At 68.4% G+C, this 22,576-nt stretch carries 18 protein-coding genes; 10 read left to right on the forward strand and 8 right to left on the reverse strand.

Going from position 1 to position 22,576, the window contains the following annotated elements:
• Nucleotide 1 precedes the first annotated feature (1 nt).
• Nucleotides 2–1,456, reverse strand: coding sequence for an NfeD family protein (locus U9J39_RS05030; RefSeq protein ID WP_326346648.1), 1,455 nt, complete (start codon nucleotides 1,454–1,456; stop codon nucleotides 2–4).
• 84 nt (nucleotides 1,457–1,540) lie between these two features.
• Complete coding sequence (locus U9J39_RS05035) at nucleotides 1,541–2,440, reverse strand: LysR substrate-binding domain-containing protein (protein WP_115680771.1); 900 nt, start codon at nucleotides 2,438–2,440, stop codon at nucleotides 1,541–1,543.
• A 126-nt stretch (nucleotides 2,441–2,566) separates the two neighbouring features.
• Between U9J39_RS05035 and U9J39_RS05040 the strand changes: the two genes are divergently transcribed.
• The 6 genes from U9J39_RS05040 (at nucleotide 2,567) to U9J39_RS05065 (ending at nucleotide 6,991) form a co-directional block, all read left to right on the forward strand.
• Complete coding sequence (locus U9J39_RS05040) at nucleotides 2,567–3,859, forward strand: YbfB/YjiJ family MFS transporter (protein ID WP_326346734.1); 1,293 nt, start codon at nucleotides 2,567–2,569, stop codon at nucleotides 3,857–3,859.
• Between the two features lie 134 nt (nucleotides 3,860–3,993).
• Complete coding sequence (locus U9J39_RS05045; protein WP_326346649.1) at nucleotides 3,994–4,767, forward strand: class II aldolase/adducin family protein; 774 nt, start codon at nucleotides 3,994–3,996, stop codon at nucleotides 4,765–4,767.
• A gap of 56 nt (nucleotides 4,768–4,823) precedes the next feature.
• A complete protein-coding gene (locus tag U9J39_RS05050) occupies nucleotides 4,824–5,012 on the forward strand; it encodes a 4-oxalocrotonate tautomerase (protein ID WP_012353493.1) in 189 nt (62 codons plus the stop codon).
• Between the two features lie 28 nt (nucleotides 5,013–5,040).
• A complete protein-coding gene (locus U9J39_RS05055; RefSeq protein WP_115680769.1) occupies nucleotides 5,041–6,072 on the forward strand; it encodes a threonine aldolase family protein in 1,032 nt (343 codons plus the stop codon).
• Nucleotides 6,073–6,127: 55 nt separating this feature from the next.
• Nucleotides 6,128–6,712 carry an NUDIX domain-containing protein gene (locus U9J39_RS05060; protein ID WP_326346650.1) on the forward strand — a complete coding sequence of 195 codons (585 nt, stop codon included), beginning with the start codon at nucleotides 6,128–6,130 and terminating at the stop codon, nucleotides 6,710–6,712.
• 51 nt (nucleotides 6,713–6,763) lie between these two features.
• A complete protein-coding gene (locus U9J39_RS05065) occupies nucleotides 6,764–6,991 on the forward strand; it encodes a sulfurtransferase TusA family protein (protein ID WP_010813669.1) in 228 nt (75 codons plus the stop codon).
• Between the two features lie 105 nt (nucleotides 6,992–7,096).
• Here the strand turns inward: U9J39_RS05065 and galU are convergent, their stop codons facing one another.
• Together galU and U9J39_RS05075 are read right to left on the reverse strand one after the other, a co-directional pair.
• Nucleotides 7,097–7,987, reverse strand: coding sequence for a UTP--glucose-1-phosphate uridylyltransferase GalU (gene galU / locus U9J39_RS05070; protein WP_115710344.1), 891 nt, complete (start codon nucleotides 7,985–7,987; stop codon nucleotides 7,097–7,099).
• Nucleotides 7,988–8,125: 138 nt separating this feature from the next.
• A complete protein-coding gene (locus U9J39_RS05075; RefSeq protein ID WP_115710342.1) occupies nucleotides 8,126–10,993 on the reverse strand; it encodes a valine--tRNA ligase in 2,868 nt (955 codons plus the stop codon).
• A 255-nt stretch (nucleotides 10,994–11,248) separates the two neighbouring features.
• On the opposite strand from U9J39_RS05075, the gene U9J39_RS05080 reads away from it, so the two are divergent.
• Complete coding sequence (locus U9J39_RS05080; protein WP_116312889.1) at nucleotides 11,249–13,597, forward strand: UvrD-helicase domain-containing protein; 2,349 nt, start codon at nucleotides 11,249–11,251, stop codon at nucleotides 13,595–13,597.
• 90 nt (nucleotides 13,598–13,687) lie between these two features.
• Here the strand turns inward: U9J39_RS05080 and U9J39_RS05085 are convergent, their stop codons facing one another.
• From U9J39_RS05085 to U9J39_RS05100, 4 genes are all read right to left on the reverse strand, one after another.
• A complete protein-coding gene (locus U9J39_RS05085; RefSeq protein WP_092307039.1) occupies nucleotides 13,688–14,494 on the reverse strand; it encodes a BPSS1780 family membrane protein in 807 nt (268 codons plus the stop codon).
• Between the two features lie 5 nt (nucleotides 14,495–14,499).
• Entirely contained in the window at nucleotides 14,500–15,504 is a 1,005-nt protein-coding gene (locus U9J39_RS05090; RefSeq protein ID WP_326346651.1) for a homoserine kinase, read from the reverse strand.
• 128 nt (nucleotides 15,505–15,632) lie between these two features.
• Nucleotides 15,633–16,061 carry a hypothetical protein gene (locus tag U9J39_RS05095; protein WP_326346652.1) on the reverse strand — a complete coding sequence of 143 codons (429 nt, stop codon included), beginning with the start codon at nucleotides 16,059–16,061 and terminating at the stop codon, nucleotides 15,633–15,635.
• A 220-nt stretch (nucleotides 16,062–16,281) separates the two neighbouring features.
• Nucleotides 16,282–17,229 carry a TIGR00730 family Rossman fold protein gene (locus tag U9J39_RS05100; protein ID WP_231942137.1) on the reverse strand — a complete coding sequence of 316 codons (948 nt, stop codon included), beginning with the start codon at nucleotides 17,227–17,229 and terminating at the stop codon, nucleotides 16,282–16,284.
• 4 nt (nucleotides 17,230–17,233) lie between these two features.
• Between U9J39_RS05100 and polA the strand changes: the two genes are divergently transcribed.
• From polA to U9J39_RS05115, 3 genes are all read left to right on the forward strand, one after another.
• Nucleotides 17,234–20,053 (forward strand): DNA polymerase I, encoded by a 2,820-nt coding sequence (gene polA, locus U9J39_RS05105; RefSeq protein ID WP_115710339.1) that lies wholly within the window; start codon nucleotides 17,234–17,236, stop codon nucleotides 20,051–20,053.
• Between the two features lie 186 nt (nucleotides 20,054–20,239).
• Nucleotides 20,240–21,565: an NAD(P)/FAD-dependent oxidoreductase gene (locus tag U9J39_RS05110; RefSeq protein ID WP_116312887.1), complete on the forward strand. Its 1,326-nt coding sequence runs from the start codon at nucleotides 20,240–20,242 to the stop codon at nucleotides 21,563–21,565.
• A 132-nt stretch (nucleotides 21,566–21,697) separates the two neighbouring features.
• Complete coding sequence (locus U9J39_RS05115; protein WP_116312886.1) at nucleotides 21,698–22,576, forward strand: dienelactone hydrolase family protein; 879 nt, start codon at nucleotides 21,698–21,700, stop codon at nucleotides 22,574–22,576.

Raw genomic sequence — 22,576 nt, forward strand, 5'->3', positions numbered from 1 at the left:
GTCAGGCTCCCTTGTCGGGGGTCGGTTGGGAAGAGGAGGCCGGCGCGCTGCCGGCGGCGATCACTTCGAGCAGCAGGCCGCTGCGTCCAGTGACCAGCACCGGCGTGCCACGCGCCAGCGGGGTGGCGCTGCGCACGCGCCAGGTCTCGCCGCGCACGCTGGCCCAGCCTTCCTCGCGCAGGTCGTCGAGCAGCTCGCCGCGGCTGCCGACCAGCGTGTCGGCACCGCTGACCACCGGCCGCTTGCGCGAGCGCATCAGCATCGCCGACATGCCGAACACGAACACCGCCGACAGCGCCGACATCGCCGCCACCATCGGCAGCGGCACGCCAAAGCCGGGCACGTCGGTATCGATCAGCATCACCGCGCCGAAGGCGAAGGCGATGATGCCGCCGACGCCCAGCGCGCCGAAGGTGGGCAGGAACAGCTCCGCCACCATGCAGCCGATGCCCAGCGCCACCAGCGCCAGCCCGGCGTAGTTCACCGGCAGCATGTGCAGCGCGAACAGCGCCAGCAGCAGGCAGATCGCGCCGACGATGCCGGGCACCACCATGCCCGGCGTGGAGAACTCGAAGATCAGCGCGTAGATGCCGATCATCATCAGCAGCAGCGCGACGCTGGGCTCGGTGATCACGGCCAGGAAGCGGTTGCGCCAGTCCGGCTCCAGCGTCACCGAAGGGGCGTTGCGCGTGTGCAGCGTGCTGGCCTTGCCGCCGGCGGTGGTCAGCTTGCGTCCGTCGAGCTGGCGCAGCAGCGCGGGCAGGTCGGCCGCGACCACATCGATCACGCGCTGCGCCAGCGCTTCGTCGGCCGACAGGCTGACCGATTCGCGCACCGCGCGCTCGGCCCATTCGGCGTTGCGACCGCGCAGCTGCGCCAGGCCGCGGATATAGGCCGAGGCGTCATGCATCTGCTTGCGCGCCATGGTGTCGCCCGCCGCGGGCGCGCTGGCCGGGGCCGAGGCCGGGCTGGCGCCGGGCAGGGCGTCGGGCTTCTGCGGGCCGCCGATGCCGACCTGCACGGGCGTCGCCGCGCCCAGGTTGGTGCCCGGCGCCATGGCTGCGATATGGCTGGCATAGAGGATGTAGGTGCCGGCGCTGGCCGCGCGCGCGCCGCCGGGAGAAACATAGCTGGCCACCGGCACCGGCGAGGCCAGGATCGCCTGGATGATGTCGCGCATCGACGCATCCAGCCCGCCGGGCGTGTCCATTTCCAGCACCACCAGTTGCGCGCCGGCTTCGCGGGCGCGCGCCATGCCGCGCAGGATAAAGCTGGCGCTGGCCGGGCTGACCGCGCCTTTCAGCGGGATCACGTACACCGGCGCAGTGGCGGTGGCGGTGGCCGTGCCCGCCGGCGGCGCCGCGGCGCCGCTGCCGCCGAAGGCAAGCGCGCAGCATGCCAGCGCCAGGCTGGACAGCAGCCGGAAGGCCCGCAGCAACGCGGAAGCAGGGTTCATGGCAGGAGCAGGGCAGGCAAGGTGCCTTGGTGGCGCCACTTCAAGTGTAGGCCACCGGGCACATCTTGCACGCAACCCCGCGGGTCAGGCCGCCGCCAGTTCGGGACCCGCCGAGCCGGGCGGTGCGGGCGTGAGTTCGGGCAGGGCCTCGACCAGCGCATGCAGCGCGGCGCTGGCCATCGACGGCTGCCACGCCAGCAGCGTGCGCACCCGGCCCGCCGCGCCCAGGCTGTGCTGCCGGATGGCGGGCAGGTCGCGGTACAGGCCCAGCACCGAGCGCGGCACGATCGCCGCGCCGATGCCGGCCGCGACGCAGGCGACGATGGCATGGTAGGAGCTGAGCTGCAGCACGCGCGGCGTCGGCGCCGGGCCGGTCCCGTACCAGGTCTCGAGCCGCGCGCGGTAATTGCAGCCCGGCTCGAACGCCAGCAGCGTCGGCACCTCCAGGTCGGCCGCGCTGTGCACCGGGCGGTGGTGCTCGCGCGTGATCACCACCAGCTCTTCCTCGAACACCGGCACCGCGCGCAGCGCCGGATCAGCCAACGGCTCGGCGACGAAGGCGCAGTCCACCTCGAAGCGCGCCAGCGCGTCGAACGCCTGCCGCGTTGCCAGCGTCACCAGTTCCAGCTGCACCTCGGGCCAGGCCTGGTGATACGCGGCCAGCACCCCGGGCAGGCGGCTCGCGGCGGTGCTCTCCATCGAGGCAATGCGCAGCCGGCCATGCGGCCGCGCCGGCAACACCGCGTGGCGCGCCTCTTCGGTCAGGGTCAGGATGCGGCAGGCGTAGTCGAAGAGGGTCTGGCCGGACGGGGTCAGCACCATGCGCCGCCCGTCGCGCACGAACAGCTCGACGCCCAGCGACTGCTCCAGCTGGCGGATGCGGGTGGTGACATTGGATTGCACCCGGTGCAGCCGCTCGGCCGCGCGGGTGATGCCGCCGGCTTCGACGACGGCACGGAAAATTTCGAGCGCGGCAAGGTCCATGACGAGGCTCCGGCGTTATTCATCTGAATTCAAGATGCATGACATCTTGATAATTCATTTTTCGGGATGCTGATGGCAGCGTAGCATACAGGGATCGCAATGCAACCGCTGCCCCCAGCCACCATCATGCCGACCCCGCACAGCCTGGAGACCAAGCCCCCTGCCGCGTGCGTAGCGGCCGCGTCCCGGCCGGGCCATGCAGCCGGCCCGTTCGCGGTGGCGCTGGCGGGCCTGGTGTCGCTGGCGGTGGTGATGGGCATCGGCCGCTTCGCCTTCACGCCGCTGCTGCCGATGATGTTGCATGACGGCACCGTCACGCTGGAACAGGGCGGGTGGCTGGCCACGGTGAACTACATCGGCTATTTCGCCGGCGCCGCGGTCTGCATGTTTATCCAGCCCGATGCGGTGCGCATGGTGCGCTGGGGCCTGGTGGCCACCGTGCTGCTGACGCTGGGCATGGCCCTGCCGGGCGGCATGCCGGCGTGGTCGCTGTGGCGCGCCGCCGCGGGCGTGGCCAGCGCCGTGGTGATGGTCTACACCGCCGGCTGGTGCCTGCAGCGCCTGGCCGAGCTGGGCCGGCCCGAGCTGGCCGGGCTGATCTTCTGCGGCCCGGGCCTGGGCATCGTGGTCACCGGACTGGGCGCATCCGGCATGGTCGCAGCGGGCTGGCATGCCGACCACGGCTGGCTGGCATTCGCCGCGCTGGCGGCGGTGCTCGCGGCGGCGGTCTGGCGGGTCTTCGCCGCGCCGCCCGCCGTGGCGGCAGCGGCACCGTCGCCGGGTACCGCGGATGCCGGGCCTGGCGCCGCGCGGCTCGATGCCCAGACCTGGGTACTGACCCTGGCCTACGGCCTGGCCGGCTTCGGCTACATCATCACCGCGACCTTCCTGCCGGTGATCGCGCGCGCAGCGCTGCCCGGCACGGTGTGGGCTGACCTGTTCTGGCCGGTCTTCGGCGCAGGCGTGGCGGTGGGCGCGTTCCTGGCAACGCGGGTCGGCATGGCGCACGACAACCGCAAGCTGCTGGCGCTGCTGTACGGCATGCAGGCGCTGGGCGTGGCGATTGCGGTGGTGTTGCCGAGCGTCGCCGGCTTTGCCCTCAGCAGCCTGCTGGCGGGCCTGCCGTTCACCGCGCTGGTGGCGTTCGCGATGCGCGAGGCGCGGCGGCTGTGGGGCCCGCAGGCACCGCGGCTGATGGGCCTGATGACCGCGTCCTACGGCCTGGGCCAGATCGCCGGCCCGCCGCTGGCGACCGCGCTGGTGGCGCGCAGCGGCGGCTTCGCCGGTTCGCTGGCGTGTGCCGCCGCGGCACTGGCGCTGGGCGCGCTGGTATTCGCCTGGATGCGCCGCGCGTGGCCGCTGCCGGCGGCCGGGGAGTCGGCAAGCAGCGGCCCGAGCCCGGCCGCCAAGGTGCGCTAAAGTATTGCCTTTGCCGTCCGGCGCGCCGCGCGAGGGATCGCGGGGCCGGTCAGCCGGCATCGCGGTCCCGCGGCGCGGCACAGAAGGCCGGGCCGTACCCGGCACGCCAGACCGGGCGGCGCAGGAGCGACCCCATGTCTTTTGCCTTGCAGCCCGCGCGTGCCGCGGGCGCTTCCCATCCCGTCTCAGCCGAAGAGCAGCGCGTGCGCGTCGACCTGGCCGCGGCCTATCGCCTGGCCGCGCGCGAGCGCTGGGATGACCTGATCTACACCCATATCTCGGCCACGGTGCCGGGCGAGCCGGAACACTTCCTGATCAACCCTTTCGGCTTTGCCTTCGACGAGATCCGCGCCAGCGACCTGGTCAAGATCAACGGCCGCGGCGAGGTGGTCGGCGACACCGTGCATCCGGTCAACGTGACCGGCTTCGCGCTGCACGCCGCGGTGCATGCCGCGCGCGCCGACGCGATGTGCGTGATGCACCTGCATAACACCGCCGGCATCGCGGTGTCGGCGCAGGCGGCCGGGCTGCTGCCGCTGTCGCAGCACGCCATGCGCTTCCATGGCCGCATCGCCTGCCACGACTACGAGGGCCTGGCCTTCACCCCGGCCGAGGGCGCGCGGCTGACCGCATCGCTGGGCACGCATCCGGCCATGCTGTTGCGCAACCACGGCACGCTGACGGTGGGCCGCACCGTGGCCGAAGCCTATGTGCTGATGGCGACGCTGATCAAGGCCTGCGAAATCCAGATCGCGGCGCAGGCGGGCGGCGCGCTGGTGCAGCCCGACGCCGCCGTGGCGGACAAGACCTCGGCGCAGCTCTATGACGATGGCGCGGTCGAGGGCGTGCTGGAATGGCCCGCGCTGCTGCGCAAACTGGATAGAATCGATCCTTCCTACCGGGACTGAAGGCAAGCGCCGTCCCCGCCCGGACCACAACAATCAATCAAGCACAGGAGCAATGTATGCCGACTTTCCACGTCGAAATGTTTGAAGGCCGCACCATCGAGCAGAAGCGCAAGTTTGTCGAGGAAGTGACCCGCGTCAGCTGCGAAACGCTGGGCTGCTCGCCGTCGGCGGTCGACATCATCATTACCGATATCAAGCGCGAGAACTGGGCCACCGGCGGCGAGCTGTGGGCCGACAAGAAGTAAGGCGCCAGGCCGCTCCACACTGAACACCATGCAGCACTTCGCCTCCGACAACTACGCCGGCTTCTGCCCGGAATCGCTCAAGTATTTCCTGGAAGCCAATGGCAGCGGCCACGAGCAGGCCTATGGCGACGACAGCTGGACGCAGAAGGTCTGCGACCGCATCCGCGACCTGTTCCAGACCGATTGCGAAGTGTTCTTCGTGTTCAACGGCACGGCGGCCAACTCGCTGGCGCTGTCGGCGCTGTGCCAGTCGTACCACTCGGTGATCTGCCACGAGCTGGCGCATATCGAGACCGACGAATGCGGCGGGCCGGAGTTCTTCTCCAACGGCTCCAAGCTGCTGACCGCGCCGGGCGAGCACGGCAAGCTCACCCCCGATGCGGTCGAGGCGCTGGTCACGCGCCGCGCCGACATCCATTACCCCAAGCCCAAGGTGGTGTCGCTGACGCAGTCGACCGAAGTCGGCACCGTCTACAGCGTTGAAGAGGTGCGCGCCATCGCCGCCATCGCCAAGCGCCGCCAGCTGCGCGTGCACATGGACGGCGCGCGCTTTGCCAACGCGGTGGCGTCGCTGGGCGTGCATCCTTCCGAAATCACCTGGCGCGCCGGCGTCGACGTGCTGTGCTTCGGCGGCACCAAGAACGGCCTGCCGGTGGGCGAGGCAGTGGTGTTCTTCGACCGCCGCCTGGCCGAGGACTTTGCCTACCGCGTCAAGCAGGCCGGGCAGCTGGCGTCGAAGATGCGCTTCATCTCCGCGCCGTGGCTGGGTTTGCTCGAGAACGACGTGTGGCTGGCCAACGCGCGCCATGCCAATGCGATGGCGCAACTGCTGCAGCAGCGCATCCGCGACATCCCCGGTGTGCGCATCATGTTCCCGACCCAATCCAATGCGGTCTTCGCCGAGCTGCCGCTGCCGGCGATCGAGGCGCTGCGTGCAAAGGGCTGGCGCTTCTACACCTTTATCGGCGCGGGCGGCTGCCGTTTCATGTGCGCCTGGGACTTGCAGCCGCAGACCGTGGAGGCGCTGGCCGCCGACATGCGCGCTGCTTGCGGCGCATAGCGGGGCCGAATTCCGCCATATTCATTCTGATAACGACGAGACTTCAGGAGCCCCCATGTCATACCGATTCTGCCCGCAGTGCGGCGCGCCGCTCGAGGTGCTGCCGCTGTCCGGGCGCGAACGCCACGCCTGCGTGCAGCAGGACTGCGGCTTCGTGCACTGGAACAACCCGCTGCCGGTGCTGGCGGCGGTGGTGGAGTACCAGGACAAGCTGCTGCTGGCGCGCAACGCCGCGTGGCCGGAAAAGATGTTTGCGCTGGTGACGGGCTTCCTGGAGCGCGACGAGCCGCCCGAGCTGGGCGTGGCGCGCGAACTGAAGGAAGAGACCAACCTCGATACCGAGTCGGTCGCGCTGATCGGCGTCTACGAGTTCATGCGCAAGAACGAGCTGATCATCGCCTATCACGTCAAGGCGACCGGCACCGTCGAACTGTCCGAGGAACTGGCCGAATACAAGCTGGTGGCGCCAGAGGACGTGCGGGTGTGGTCGGCCGGAACCGGCTTCGCGGTGGCAGACTGGCTTGCCGCGCGCGGCTACCCGGTGCGCTTCTTCGATCGCCAGACCGGCGCCGACATTGCGGACCCGCGCCGACCCCACGACTTCAGCCAGGTCGGGGCTTCGCTACAATACCGCTGGTAAGGCCGGTTTTTCAGCCAGCCTCCAGCCCCCAAGCATCAGAGGAAGAGACGAATGGAGTTCCAGAAAGAAGTGGACGCGCGCGGCCTGAACTGCCCGCTGCCGATCCTGCGCACCAAGAAGGCCCTGGCCGACATGGCCAGCGGCGACGTGCTCAAGGTGCTGGCCACCGATCCCGGCGCCACGCGCGATTTCCAGGCCTTTGCCAAGCAGACCGGCAACGAGCTGCTGTCGCACTCGGAAGTGGACAAGGTGTTCGTGTTCTACATGCGCCGTCGCTGATGGATTGCTCCCGTTCCCGCCCGCGGGGCAGGGGAGGGTTCATCCGTCCGAAAAGGAAAAAGCCGCTCGAAAGCGGCTTTTTCTTCGTAACCCGTCCGGGCGAGCTCAGCGGCCCAGGCCGTTCAGGTGTTCGCGCGATTCCAGGTAGGCGCTGAAATCGTTGCCCACTTCGGGGTGCTTCAGCGCGAACTCGACGGTCGCCTTGAGGTAGCCCAGCTTGCTGCCGCAGTCATAGCGGCGGCCCTGGTAGCGGTACGCCAGCACTTGCTCCTGGCCCAGCAGCGACTGGATCGCGTCGGTCAGCTGCAGTTCGCCGCCGGCGCCGGGCTTGAGCTCGCGCAGGTGGTCGAAGATGCGCGGCGTCAGGATGTAGCGGCCGACCACGCCAAGGTTGGACGGCGCATCTTCCGGCGCCGGCTTCTCGACGATGCCCGAGACCTTGATCACGTCCTCGTCCCATTCGCGGCCATCGATCACGCCGTAGGAACGGCTCTGCTCGGGCGTGATTTCCTCGACGCCCAGCACCGAGCAGTTGTAGTGGTTGAAGGCATCCACCATCTGCTTCATCACCGGCGGGTTGCCGTCGATCAGGTCGTCGGCCAGCATCACCGCGAACGGGGTGTCGCCCACCAGCTTGGCCGCGCACAGCACCGCGTGGCCCAGGCCCAGCGCCTCGGGCTGGCGCACGTAGTAGCACTCGACGTTGGCCGGCTTGATCGAGCGCACCACGTCCAGCAGCGCCTGCTTGTTCTTGGCCTCGAGCTCCACTTCCAGTTCGAAGGCCTTGTCGAAATGGTCCTCGATGGCACGTTTGGAGCGGCCCGTGACGAAGATCATCTCGGTAATGCCGGCGGCCATGGCTTCTTCCACGGCGTACTGGATCAGCGGCTTGTCCACCACCGGAAGCATTTCCTTGGGGCTGGCCTTGGTGGCTGGCAGGAAGCGGGTGCCCAGGCCCGCAACCGGGAACACAGCCTTGGTGACGCGATTTTCCATATCAGGTGTACCTCTCAGATTCCAGTCCATAACCCTGCCAGCCAGCGTGGGCGCCGTCTGTCCGGTTCTGTCCGACGATGCCGCACAGAACCCCCGGCTGGCAGGGGCGTGATGCAGGCCGCCTGACTGACCCTCGGGTCAGGCCGGCAGCCGCTGCAGCTGGCCCTGCAGCTTGGCCAGCGTCTGCTCGAAATCGGACAGGCGCTGCGTCTCTTGCGCCACCACCGCCGGCGGTGCCTTGGCGACAAAGCTCTCGTTCGACAGCTTGGCGCGGCACTTGCCGATTTCGCCACCGATGCGTTCGACTTCCTTCGACAGGCGCGCGCGCTCGGCGGCGACATCGATCTCGATCTTCAGCAGCAGGTGGTTGCCCCCGGCAATGGCGACCGGCGCACCGGCGCCCTCCGCTTGCAGGGAGGCTTCATCTTCGAAGACCCGCACCTCCGAAAGTTTCGCCAGCGCCTGGATATGTGCGCTCGCCGCCTTCAGGAAGGCGCTGTCGCCCTCCGCATAGAGCGGGATGCGCTGGGCCGGCGAGATGTTCATCTCGCCGCGCAGGTTCCGGCAGGCATCGATCACTTCCTTCAGGCGCGCGACCCACTGCTCGGCATTCTCGTCGATCTTGGCGACGGCGGGCAGCGGATACGGCTGCAATGCGATGGTTTCCGCACCATCGCCGCTGGCGCGCCCCGCCAGCGGGGCCACCTTCTGCCACAGTTCCTCGGTAATGAACGGGATCACCGGATGCGCCAGCCGCAGCACGGTCTCGAGCACGCGCAGCAGCGTGCGGCGGGTGGCGCGCTGCTGCGCTTCGGTGCCGTTCTGGATCTGCACCTTGGCCAGTTCCAGGTACCAGTCGCAGTACTCGTCCCAGACGAACTTGTAGATGGCGTTGGCGATATTGTCGAAGCGGTACTCGGCGAAGCCCTTTTCGACCTCCGCCTCCACGCGCTGCAGCAGCGACACGATCCAGCGGTCCGCCTGCGAGAAATCGAGGTAGCCGTCCGGGCCGCAGTCCTGGTTGCACGGACCCATGCCGCAGTCATGGCCCTCGGTGTTCATCAGCACGAAGCGGGTCGCATTCCACAGCTTGTTGCAGAAATTGCGGTAGCCCTCGCAGCGGCCGGTATCGAAGTTGATGTTGCGCCCGAGCGTGGCCAGCGAGGCGAAGGTGAAGCGCAGCGCGTCGGCGCCGAAGGCCGGAATGCCCTCGGGGAATTCCTTTTTCGTCTTCTTCTCGATCTTGGGCGCATCCTTGGGCCGGCGCAGTCCGGTGGTGCGCTTCTTGAGCAGCGTGTCGAGGTCGATACCGTCGATCAGGTCGACCGGGTCGAGCGTGTTGCCCTCGGACTTGCTCATCTTCTTGCCTTCCGAATCGCGCACCAGGCCATGCACGTAGACGGTGTGGAAGGGCACCTTGCCGGTGAAGTGCTTGGTCATCATGACCATGCGCGCCACCCAGAAGAAGATGATGTCGTAGCCGGTGACCAGCACCGACGACGGCAGGAAGTGCTTCAGCTCAGGCGTTTCCTCGGGCCAGCCCAGCGAGGAGAACGGCACCAGCGCCGACGAGAACCAGGTGTCGAGCACGTCTTCCTCGCGGCGCAGCGCGCCGGTGCTGCCGGCGGCCTTCGCCTTGGCGGCAGCTTCTTCTTCGGTGCGGCCGACATAGCAGTTGCCGGCATCGTCGTACCACGCCGGGATCTGGTGGCCCCACCACAGCTGGCGCGAGATGCACCAGTCCTGGATATTGCCCAGCCACTGGTTGTAGGTGCTGATCCAGTTTTCCGGCACCAGCTTGATCTCGCCGCTCTGCACGGCCTCGAGCGCGACCTCGGCGATCGAGCGGCCCGGGTAGAAGGTGCCTTCCGGCGCCGGCTTGCTCATGGCGACGAACCACTGGTCGGTCAGCATCGGCTCGATCGCGCTGCCGGTGCGCTCGCTGCGCGGGGTCATCAGCTTGTGCTTCTTGACGTCTTCCAGCAGGCCCTGCTTGTCGAGGTCATCGACAATGGCCTTGCGCGCATCGAAGCGGTCCAGGCCGGCATAGGCGGCGGGCGCGTCGGCAACGATCTTCGCGTCGAGGGTCAGGATCGACAGCTGCGGCAGGTTGTGGCGCAGGCCCACGGCATAGTCGTTGAAGTCATGGCCCGGGGTCACCTTGACCACGCCGGTGCCGAACTCGCGGTCGACGTATTCGTCGGCGATCACCGGGATCTGGCGGCCGGTCAGCGGCAGGTGCACCGACTTGCCGATCAGGTGCGCGTAGCGCTCGTCTTCCGGATGCACCATCACGGCGACGTCGCCCAGCATGGTTTCCGGACGCGTGGTGGCCACGGTCAGGTGGGTCAGCCCGCCCTTGGCGTCGGCCTCGACCAGCGGATAGCGGATATGCCACAGCGAGCCTTCTTCCTCGACGCTGTCGACTTCCAGGTCCGACACCGCGGTGCCCAGCACCGGGTCCCAGTTGACCAGGCGCTTGCCGCGGTAGATCAGGCCTTGTTCGTACAGCCGCACGAAGACTTCGGTGACCGCCTTCGACATCTCGGGCGACATGGTGAAGTACTCGCGGCTCCAGTCGATCGACGCGCCCATGCGCCGCACCTGGCGCGTGATGGTCGAGCCCGACTCTTCCTTCCAGGCCCACACCTTCTCGGTGAACTTCTCGCGGCCGAGGTCGTGGCGCGACACGCCCTGGCCCTCGAGCTGGCGCTCCACCACGATCTGGGTGGCGATGCCGGCGTGGTCGGTGCCCGGGACCCACAGCGTATTGGCGCCCTGCATGCGCGCGTGGCGCGCCAGGCCGTCCATGATGGTCTGGTTGAAGGCATGGCCCATGTGCAGCGTGCCGGTCACATTCGGCGGCGGCAGCTGGATCGCGAAGTCCGGGCGGGCTGGGTCGAAGGTCGGCTTGGCGATGCCGCGCTTCTCCCACTCGGGGCCCCATTTCGCCTCGATGGCGGCGGGTTCGAAGCTCTTGGCAAGCGATTGGTCTTGGGCGGTCATGCTGGGATGTCGAGGTTGGCGTCTGGATGCGTGGCAGGTGCGGTGCCCTGCGCCTGGCGGTCGCTGGCGGCCTGTGATGGCCGGCCTGGCGCCAGTGAAACCACAAATTATACGGGGGCGGGCGCGTGGTGCCTATTTCGTGGCCGGCGGCGGCCGGTCCGCGACCCGTGCGCGCGCCCTGGCGGCGGGGCCGGATGTGATTCATGCAACAGGGGCCCCCGGTATAATTGCGGGCGATTCCATTAGGCCTTTCCGATGCCCGACCTGCTTGCCAACCTGAACGCCGAACAACTAGCCGCCGTCACCCTGCCCGACGAACCGGCGCTGATCCTGGCGGGCGCGGGCAGCGGCAAGACGCGCGTGCTGACCACGCGCATTGCCTGGCTGATCCAGAACGGCCATGTCTCGCCGGCGGGCATCCTGGCGGTGACCTTCACCAACAAGGCCGCCAAGGAAATGCAGACCCGGCTGGCGTCGATGCTGCCGATCAACACCCGCGGCATGTGGATCGGCACCTTCCACGGCCTGTGCAACCGCATGCTGCGCGCGCATTTCCGCGACGCCGGGCTGCCCCAGACCTTCGCCATCCTGGACAGCCAGGACCAGCTCTCCGCGCTCAAGCGGCTGCTCAAGTCGCTCAACGTCGACGACGAGAAGTACCCGGCCAAGAACCTGCAGTACTTCATCAACAACGCCAAGGAGCAGGGCCTGCGCCCGGCCGACGTCGAGGCCAACGACGACTTCAACAAGCGCTTCGTCGACCTCTACGCCGCCTACGACATGCAATGCCAGCGCGAGGGCGTGGTCGACTTCGCCGAGCTGCTGCTGCGCTGCTACGAGCTGCTGCGCTACAACGACGCCATCCGCCAGCACTACCAGCACCGCTTCCGCCACGTGCTGGTCGACGAGTTCCAGGACACCAACGTGCTGCAGTACCAGTGGCTCAAGCTGCTGGCCGGCCACGGCACGCACAACCCGGCCGCGGTCTTTGCGGTGGGCGACGACGACCAGAGCATCTACGCCTTCCGCGGCGCCAATGTCGGCAACATGCGCGACTTCGAGCATGAGTTCCGCGTGCGCCGGATGATCAAGCTGGAGCAGAACTACCGCTCGCACGGGCATATCCTGGATTCGGCCAACCACCTGATCTCGCACAACGCCCGTCGCCTCGGCAAGAACCTGCGCACCGACGCCGGCCACGGCGAGCCGGTGCGCGTGTTCCAGGGCGGCTCCGACGGGCAGGAAGCCGCGTGGATCATCGAGGAGATCCGCGACCAGATCGCACAGGGCGCCAGCCGCGCCGAGATCGCGATCCTGTACCGCAGCAACGCGCAGTCGCGCGTGATCGAGCACGCGCTGTTCTCGGCCGGCATCCCGTACCGCGTGTACGGCGGCCTGCGCTTCTTCGAGCGCGCCGAAATCAAGCACGCGCTGGCCTACCTGCAGCTGCTGGAGAACCCGCGCAACGACGCCGCCTTCGGCCGCGTGGTCAACTTCCCGGCGCGCGGCATCGGCGCGCGCTCGCTGGAAGTGCTGCAGGACATGGCGCGCCAGTATGACTGCGCGCTGGCCGAGGCGGTGGCCTACGTGCCCGGCGCGGCCGGCAGCAAGCTGGCCGCGTTCACGCGGCTGATCGACCAGATGCGCGCGGACACGCGCCGCCTGACGCTGGCCGAGACCGTCGAATACGTGATCAACCACAGCGGCCTGATCACGCATTACCAGGGCGAGAAGGAAGGCCAGGACCGCATCGAGAACTTGCAGGAACTGGTCACCGCGGCGCAGGCCTTCGTGGTCGAGGAAGGCTACGGCCTGGAAGCGCTGGCCGCGGTGATCCCGGCCGAGCGCGGCCCCGCCACGCCGGTGCTGGCCGACGGCGACCAGTCACAGCAGCTGCTCGATCCCGAAGCGCTGCCGGTGGTGATGACGCCGCTGGTCGCGTTCCTGACCCACGCCTCGCTCGAGGCCGGCGACAACCAGGCCCAGGCCGGCCAGGACGCGGTGCAGATGATGACCGTGCACGCGGCCAAGGGGCTGGAGTTCGATGTGGTCTTCATCAGCGGCCTGGAGGAAGGACTGTTCCCGCACGAGAACAGCATGATGGATCCCGACGGCCTGGAGGAAGAGCGCCGGCTGATGTACGTGGCGATCACGCGCGCGCGCAAGCGCCTCTACATGTCGTTCGCGCAAAGCCGCATGCTGCACGGCCAGACCCGCTACCACGTGCGCTCGCGCTTCTTCGAGGAACTGCCCGAGACCTCGCTCAAATGGCTGACCCCGCCGGCGCAGAGCTACGGCGGCGTGCGCCGCCAGGAACGCGACAATGCCTGGGGCCGCGACTGGTTCCGCAAGCCGGAGGACGTGCCCTATACCGGCACCCGGCCCACCGGCGGCATGGACAACGGCAACGGCTATGCCGATGCCAAACGCGAAGCCGGCAGCGGGTTCCGCGTCGGCCAGTCGGTGTTCCACAACAAGTTCGGCGAAGGCGTGATCACCGCGCTGGAAGGCGAGGGCGCCGATGCACGCGCCAATATCAACTTCAAGCGGCATGGCGCCAAGTGGCTGGCGCTGGCGGTGGCGAAGCTGGACGCGATCGATTGAGGTAGCGAGCGCCGTCTCGCGTCATGCTGGTTTGCTCCCTCTCCCGCAAGCGGGAGAGGGAGCAAACCATCGGGTAGCAAGCGCTTGTGGTCAGGCGCCCGGCGTCGCCGGCGCAGCCGGCTCGACCCCCGGCGGGGTCACGTTGAAGCAGCCGCGGTACGTCGCATAGAACGAGCAGTACAAGATCGCCAGCATCAGCAGCGAATACGGCGTAACCAGGAACGACAGCACCGTCTCGGCGCCGAAGGCGCTGAACACCGCCTCCAGGAAGAACGGGATCGCCACCAGCAGCATCGCGAACAGCACCGCGTAGGTGAAGAACGCGCCGCGGTTGCGCCAGCATGCGGTCCAGCTGAAGAACAGCGCCTTGACCGGCGGCACGCCGTGCCAGGCCGCCAGCAGCGGTGCGAACCAGAACATCATCGCGATCGGGGTGTACAGCAGCGCGCCGATCAGCATGGCGTAGTACAGCTGGCGCACCGCCTCGGCGGTCGGCGCTTCTTCCTTCAGCACGATCGGCACCAGCGCGCTCATGTCGACCACCGCGCCAGCGATCAGCCCCAGTATGAAGACCAGCCCGGCGTAGATGCCGCCCAGCACCAGCAGGTTGCGCGTGGCTTCCTTGCCGTTGGCGCGGAAGCCCGCCAGCAGCACGGTGGGCAGCACCCGCTTGTTCTGGATCACGTCGCGGCACGCGGTCATCACGCCGACCGACAGGCCCGGGGTGACCACCAGCAGCGCGATGATGCCGATCAGCGGCACCACGATGGCTAGCTGCGCGGCGATCAGGTAGACGAACAGCAGCATCAGGAAGGTCAGCGGGTTCTTGCGGAACAGCCAGATGCCCTGGCGGAACCAGGTGTAGCCTTCCTTGGCAGGGACTTCCAGTAGTTGCATACGGGTCAGATCCAGGGGAGCGGGGCGCTCTCGGGGTTCGCGGGTTGTGCGTCCAGGCGCCGGCGCAGGATGCGTTCGAAATGGGTCGGATCGTGCGGCTGCAGCATGTCGGCTTCGCGCGGCAGGTAGAAGTCCCACAGGCGCGACACCCAGAAGCGCAGCGCGCCCGCGCGCAGCATGTCCTGCCAGTGCGCGGCCTCGGTCCCGGTCAGCGGCCTGACCGCATGATAAGCCCGCAGCAGCGCCTGCGCGCGCGCGGGGTCGAGTTCGCCGCTGGCGAGGTCGATGCACCAGTCGTTGACGGTGACCGCCAGGTCGAACAGCCACTTGTCGTTGCCGGCGAAGTAGAAATCGAAGAAGCCGCCCAGCCGGTGGCGGCCGCTGGGGTCTTCCTCGAACAGCGCGTTGTCGCGGAACAGGTCGCAGTGACACGGGCCTTCGCCCAGGCTGGCGTACGCCGCGCTGGCGAAGAACGCTGCCTGGTGGGCGATTTCCCGTTGCAGCAGCGCGCGCTGGCCGGCATCGAGGAAGGGCAGGATCTCGCGCTCGGTCTGCTGCCACCATGGCAGGCTGCGCAGGTTGGGCTGGCGGCGCGGGTAATCGGCGCCGGCCAGGTGCATGCGCGCCAGCATGTCGCCGACCTCGGCGCAGTGCTGCGCGTCGGGGGCCAGCTGCGACGCGCCGGGCAGGCGCGTGACGATGGTGGCGGGCTTGCCCTTGAGCGGGCGCAGGATCTCGCCGTCGCGCGCCGGGATCGGCGCGGGCACGCGGATGCCGCGCTCGGCCAGATGCGCCATCAGGTGCAGGTAATAGGGCAACTGCGCGAACGACAGCCGCTCGAAGATGGTCAGCACGTAATGGCGCGTCTGGCCCTCGTGCTCCATGGTGAGGAAGAAATTGCTGTTCTCGATGCCCGAGGCGATGCCGCGCAGGTCGCGCACTTCGCCAAGGTCGAAATCCAGCAGCCAGCGTGCGATCTCGTCCTGCGAGACCGTGGTGAATACGGCCATACTTGTTGTGTGAAGCGAATCGGAAAGCGGCGGCGCCAGTTGCGGACAAAGTCCGGGCCGCCGCCGCGGCATGACTGCCGGAGGGCCGGCGCGGCCTGGCGCTCAGGCCAGGCCGTGGGCAAGCGGGTTCAGAACTTCAGGTTGACCGATGGCACGCGGTTGACGTCGTGCTCGCGGATCTTGGGCGAGCTGTCTTCCGGCTTGCTCATCTCGTACCTGGTGCCGAAGCCCGACCTGACCTGGATGTCGGTGGCGCGTCCCTTGTCGCGGTACTCGCGCACCTGGGTGCCATCGCGTTCGTTCAGCTGGAAGCTCGGCTCGCGCGGCTGGTTCAGCTGCGACCTGGCGGCCGGGGCGATCGGCTGGTTGTTGATCTGGTTCAGTTCCTGCTGGGTCAGCGCATTGCTTTCCTGCGCGACGGCCCAGCCGGACGCCAGTGCCAGGGCGGCGGCCGCGGCCAGGCCGGACACGGACCGCCTGGCAGGCGATTCAGGCTCGCCGGCCACGGCGGCGGCGCGCGTGGACCGGACCGGGCGGACGGGAGAAGGGGAGGTCATCAGATGCTCCTGTGCGGGCTGCGGCGCAAGCGGCACGCAGCGCCGCGGCATGCGGCGGTTGGTCTGCAACCCGGCGGCGCCGGGCTTGGCAGACGGACAGGTTCCATTCTAGCAATTCCTGCCCCGCACAGGCCGCCGCCGTGCCCCGGGGGGCACCTGCGCCACGGCGCCGGGTGGCGCATGCGTGGCGCGGTGCCGCGGCGATCCCCGGATCCCGGCCTTACAGGTAGAACATCTCTTCCTTCGGCGGGATCGGCTTGTCGCCGCCGCGCTGTTCGTAATAGTCGTAGACCGCTTCCAGCACTTCGTGCGGCTCGTCGACGATCTTCATCAGGTCCAGGTCGTGCTCGGCGATCAGGCCCATCGGCAGCAGCGTGAAGCGGAACCAGTCCAGCAGGCCCTTCCAGAAGCGGCTGCCGAACATGATCACCGGCACCGAGCGCGACTTGCCGGTCTGCACCAGCGTCAGCACCTCGGCCAGTTCGTCGAGCGTGCCGAAACCGCCCGGCATCACGATAAAGGCGTCGGAATTCTTGACGAAGGTGACCTTGCGGGTGAAGAAGTGGCGGAAGCGCATGGCAATGTCCTGGTACGGATTGCCCTGCTGCTCGTGCGGCAGTTCAATGTTCAGGCCCACGCTGGCCGACTTGCCGGCATGCGCGCCCTTGTTGGCGGCCTCCATGATGCCGGGGCCGCCGCCGGAGATCACGGCAAAGCCGGCGTCGGAGAACAGCCGCGCGATCTCGATGGTGCGCTGGTAGTAGGGCGAGTCCTCGCGCAGGCGCGCGCTGCCGTAGATCGACACCGCCGGGCGGATCTCGGACAGGTACTCGGTGGCCTCGATGAACTCTGCCATAATCGTGAACATTTGCCACGAGGCGCGCGCCTTCTTAGCGGTCGCGCGGTCTTCGTCGGCCAGCGCACGCAGGCTGGGGATCATCTTGCGCGGATTGGCGCGCGCCGCCGCCGCAGCAGCCTTTTCAGCAGCAACTTCAGGCGGATGACCCGCGGCAGCAGCATCGGCGGCCGCGGCAATGGCCGCGGCGTGCTCGGAGGCAGCTTCCGGCGGGGGTTGCACGGTATCGCCGGAGATATCAGCAACATCCGGGTCAGCAAGGGGGGCGGTCGAGGCACCGCCTGCAGCGGCACCAGTCAATTTTGAGTCCATGGGAATGTCGGATAGTCCAAAAACACTCTTGCTCGTCGATGGATCGAGCTATCTGTATCGCGCTTATCACGCTTTGCCGGACCTGAGGAATGGGGAGGGTCTGCCCACAGGGGCAATCTACGGCATGATCAACATGCTGCGCAAGTTGCGCAACGACTACCCGGCAGAGTATACCGCTTGCGTGTTCGACGCGAAGGGCAAGACCTTCCGCGACGACCTGTACCCGGCCTACAAGGAGCACCGCCCGTCGATGCCCGAGGACCTGGCGCGCCAGATCGAGCCGATCCACGAGGCCGTGCGCGCGCTGGGCTGGCCGATCGTGGTGGTCGACGGCGTCGAGGCCGACGACGTGATCGGCACATTGTCGCGCCAGGCCATGGAGCAGGGCGTGCGCACGGTGGTGTCCACCGGCGACAAGGACCTGGCGCAGCTGGTCAACGAGCACGTCACGCTGGTCAATACCATGAGCGGCGAGGTGCTCGATCCTCCCGGCGTGGTGGCCAAGTTCGGCGTGCCGCCCGAGCGCATCATCGACTATCTGTCGCTGATCGGCGATGCGGTCGACAATGTGCCGGGCGTGCCCAAGGTCGGCCCCAAGACCGCGGTCAAATGGCTGGCCGAGCATGGCTCGCTCGACGGCGTGATCGCGGCCGCGCCCGGCATCAAGGGCGTGGTGGGCGAGAACCTGCGCAACACGCTGGAATGGCTGCCGATGGCGCGCCGGCTGGTGACGGTCAAGACCGACTGCGACCTGAGCAAGTCGGTCGCGGACTTCCACGCGCTGCGCGAGACCGGCGAGGACAAGGAACAGCTGGTGGCGTTCTTCCAGCGCTATGGCTTCAAGACCTGGCTGCGCGAAGCCACCGGTGAAAGCCTGCCCGACGCGCGCGCCCAGGCCCGTGCCCGCGCCGCGGCCAGCGCGCCCGCGCAGGGTGGCCTGTTCGATGCGCCCACACCGTCGGCCGAGGCCGGCGCGGCGCCGGCCGAGGACGCGGCGCCCACCGAGATCCGCTACGAGACCGTCACCACCGCGGGCATGCTGGAAGACTGGCTGCGGCGTATCGAATCGGCGCCGCTGGTGGCGATCGATACCGAGACCACCTCGCTCGATCCGATGCAGGCGCAGCTGGTCGGCATCTCGCTGTCGGCGGCGCCGGGCGAGGCCTGCTATATCCCGGTGGCGCACCGCGGCCCTGACGTGGCCGGCCTGCCCGAGCACGGCCAGCTTGCACGCGAGTTCGTGCTGGAACGCATGCGTGCCTGGCTGGAAGACGCCAGCCGCCCCAAGCTCGGCCAGAACCTGAAGTACGACGTCCATGTGTTCGCCAACCACGGCATCAAGCTGCGCGGCATTGCACACGACACCATGCTGCAGAGTTACGTGCTGGCCTCGCACCGCAACCATGGCATGGACAGCCTGGCCGAGCGCCTGCTGAGCCTGAAGACCATCACCTATGAAGAGGTGTGCGGCAAGGGCGCGAGCCAGATCGGCTTCGACCAGATCGACCTGGCGCGCGCCACCGAGTACGCCGCCGAGGATGCCGACGTGACGCTGCGCCTGCATCGCAGGATGTTCCCGCAAGTGGAAGCCGCGGCCGGGCTGCGCCGGGTCTATGAAGAGATCGAGATGCCGGTCTCGGTGGTGCTGCAGAAGGTCGAGCGCAACGGCGTGCTGATCGACGCCGAACGCCTGGCCGCGCAGAGCGCCGAGCTGGGCCAGCGCATGCTGGCGCTGGAGCAGTCGGCCTACGAGGCCGCCGGGCAGCCGTTCAACCTGGGCTCGCCCAAGCAGATCGGCGAGATCCTGTTCAACCAGATGAAGCTGCCGGTGGTGAAGAAGACCGCCAGCGGCGCGCCCTCGACCGACGAAGAGGTGCTGCAGAAGCTGGCCGAGGACTACCCGCTGCCCAAGCTGCTGCTGGACTACCGCGGCCTGTCCAAGCTCAAGTCCACCTATACCGACAAGCTGCCGAAGATGGTCAACCCGCGGACCGGACGGGTGCACACCAGCTACGGCCAGGCCACCGCGGTGACCGGGCGGCTGGCGTCGACCGAGCCCAACCTGCAGAACATCCCGGTGCGCACCGAGGAAGGCCGCCGCATCCGCGAGGCCTTTATCGCCGAGCCGGGCAGCGTGATCGTGTCGGCCGACTATTCGCAGATCGAGCTGCGCATCATGGCCCATATCTCGGGCGACGAGAACCTGCTGCGCGCCTTTGCCAACGGCGAGGACATCCACCGCGCCACCGCCGCCGAGATCTTCGGCGTCGAGCGCGAGGCCGTCAGCAGCGAGCAGCGCCGCTACGCCAAGGTCATCAACTTCGGCCTGATCTACGGCATGAGCGCGTTCGGGCTGGCCAGCAACCTGGGCATCGAGCGCGAGGCCGCCAAGCACTACATCGACCGCTACTTCATGCGCTATCCAGGCGTGGCGCACTACATGGAAGAGACCCGCCAGACCGCGCGCGAGCAGGGCTATGTCGAGACCGTGTTCGGCCGGCGGCTGTGGCTGCCCGATATCAACGGCGGCAGCGGCCCGCGCCGCCAGGCCGCCGAGCGCGCCGCCATCAATGCGCCGATGCAGGGCACCGCGGCCGACCTGATCAAGCTGTCGATGATCGCGGTGCAGGACTGGCTGGAGCGCGATGGCCTGCAGACGCGCCAGATCATGCAGGTGCACGATGAACTGGTGCTGGAAGTGCCCGAGCACGAGCTGGAACTGGTCAAGGCGCGCCTGCCCGAACTGATGTGCGCGGTGGCCGAGCTGCGCGTGCCGCTGGTGGCCGAAGTCGGCAGCGGCGCCAACTGGGAAGAAGCGCACTGAGGCTGCACTGGCCCCCTGGCGAGCCGGCGCCCCGGCCGGCTCGCTGCCCTGCGTGGTGGTATCGAATGAAGCGACTGCTGAGTCAGCGTGCGGCGCTTGCCAGCCATGCTGCAATGCAGCAGACTGTGGCAAACGCCTCGGCAAGCGCTTCAGGCAAAGAATTTACAAAAACGCAGCAGGTAGACCATGACAGAAACAAGGACGCACCGCATCGTCGTCGTCGGCGGCGGAGCAGGGGGGCTGGAACTGGTAACGAAGCTGGGCGACAAGCTCGGCCGCAAGGGCGCGGCGCAGGTGGTGCTGGTGGACCGCCTGCCTACCCATATCTGGAAACCGCTGCTGCATGAAGTCGCCGCCGGCAGCATGGATCCCAACACCCATCAGCTGGAATACGCAGCGCAGGCGCGCTGGCATCATTTCGAGTTCCAGCAGGGCGAGCTGACCGGCATCGACCGCAGCCGCAAGACCATTTCGGTATCGGCCTGCGTCGACCAGGACGGCGCCGAACTGCTGCCCGCGCGCGAACTGCCGTACGACACGCTGGTGCTGGCGATCGGCTGCGTCACGCATTTCTTCGGCGTGCCGGGCGCCGCCGAGCACGCCATTGCGCTGGACACCGTGGCCCAGGCCGAGCGCTTCCGCAAGCGGCTGATCGCGGCCTGCGTGCGTGCCCAGAACGGGCGCGGCCGCGTCGGCGAGGACGGCCGTCCGCGCGTGGACGTGGCCATCATCGGCGCCGGCGCCACCGGCGTGGAGCTGTCGGCGGAGCTGCGCAACACCGCGCACGTGCTAAGCGCCTATGGCCTGCACCGGCTCGATCCGCGCCGCGACGTGCGCATCCATGTGATCGAGGCCGGTCCGCGCATCCTGCCGGCGCTGTCCGAGCGGGTCTCGGCCGAGACCGCCAAGCTGCTCAGGAAGCTGGATGTCGACGTCTTCACCAGCGAACGCGTGACCGAAGTCACGCCGCAGGCCGTGCTGACCGCCAGCGGCAAGACCATCGACGCCGACCTGACGGTGTGGGCGGCCGGCATCACCGCGCCCGCGGTGCTAGCCAGCCTGGGCCTGCCGGTCAGCCGCCAGGGCCAGGTCGTGGTCGGCCCGACGCTGCAGAGCGAGGGCGACCCGGACATCTTCGCCTTCGGCGATTGCGCCAGCTGCCCGTGGCCGGAGAAGCAGACCTCGGTGCCGCCGCGCGCGCAGGCCGCGCACCAGCAGGCCGTCTTCCTGTACAACACGCTGCGCGCCCGGCTGGCGGGGCGGCCGCTGCAGGCGTTCGCTTTCAAGGACCTTGGCTCGCTGGTGTCGCTGGGCCATTTCAGCGCGGTGGGCAGCCTGATGGGCGGACTGATCGGCGGCTCGATGTTTATCGAAGGGCTGCTGGCGCGCGTCATGTACACCTCGCTGTACCGGATGCACGTGATGGCGCTGCACGGCGCGGTGGGGATGGCGCTGCATACCGTCTCGCACTGGCTGCGCAGCAAGACCAGTCCGCGCGTCAAGCTGCACTGACGCATGGACCGGCCCCCCGCTTGTGGGTGGGGGTGCCGGCGGGCCTGCGCCGCCATGTTTTCTCCATGTCTGCTTAAAATCGGGCGCGGGCGCCGCGTGGCGGCCCAGCCACCAACGATCCTGGAGACAAGCATGCTCAAACCAGAAGTGGACAGCCTGGTCCCCGGCCAGACCTTCGACCGCCGCGGCTTCGTCAAGACCGCGCTGGGTTCGGCCTTTGCGGCCGCGGCGCTGCCGGTGATGGCCCAGCAGGCGATCAAGACCGATTTTGCCGGCCTGAACGCGGGCGAGGTCACCATCCCGTCGGGCGGCTTCAGCATGCCGGCCTACCGTGCCCAGCCGGAAGGCAAGAAAAGCCTGCCGGTGGTGCTGGTGATCAGCGAGATCTTCGGCGTGCACGAGCATATCGCCGATGTGTGCCGGCGCTTTGCCAAGCAGGGCTACCTGGCGATCGCACCCGAACTGTTCGCGCGCCAGGGCGATCCGCAGAGCTTCGGCACGATCCAGGAACTGCAGCGCGAGGTGATCGCCAAGGTGCCCGACGCGCAGGTGATGGGCGACCTGGATGCCGCGGTGGCCTGGGCCGGCGCCAACGGCGGCGACGTCTCGCGCCTGGCCATCACCGGGTTCTGCTGGGGCGGCCGCATAACCTGGCTCTACGCCGCGCACAGCCAGCGCCTGAAGGCCGGCGTGGCCTGGTACGGCCAGCTGGCGCCCGAGCCGACGCCGATCAAGCCGAAGAATCCCATCGACCTGGTCGGCCAGCTCCATGCGCCGGTGCTCGGCCTGTACGGCGGCAAGGACACCGGCATCCCGCTGGAGCAGGTGGACCGGATGAAGGCCGCGCTGGCGTCGTCGTCCGACCCGGACGCCAAGCGCTCGCGCTTTATCGTCTATCCCGAGTCCGGCCACGCCTTCCACGCGGACTACCGGCCCAGCTACCGCGAAGCCGACGCCAGGGACGGCTGGCAGAAGTGCCTGGACTGGTTCCGGCAGTACGGCGTCGCCTGA

The sequence above is a fragment of the Cupriavidus sp. SS-3 genome, from assembly GCF_035818815.1.
In the GTDB taxonomy this organism is placed as follows: domain Bacteria; phylum Pseudomonadota; class Gammaproteobacteria; order Burkholderiales; family Burkholderiaceae; genus Cupriavidus; species Cupriavidus taiwanensis_C.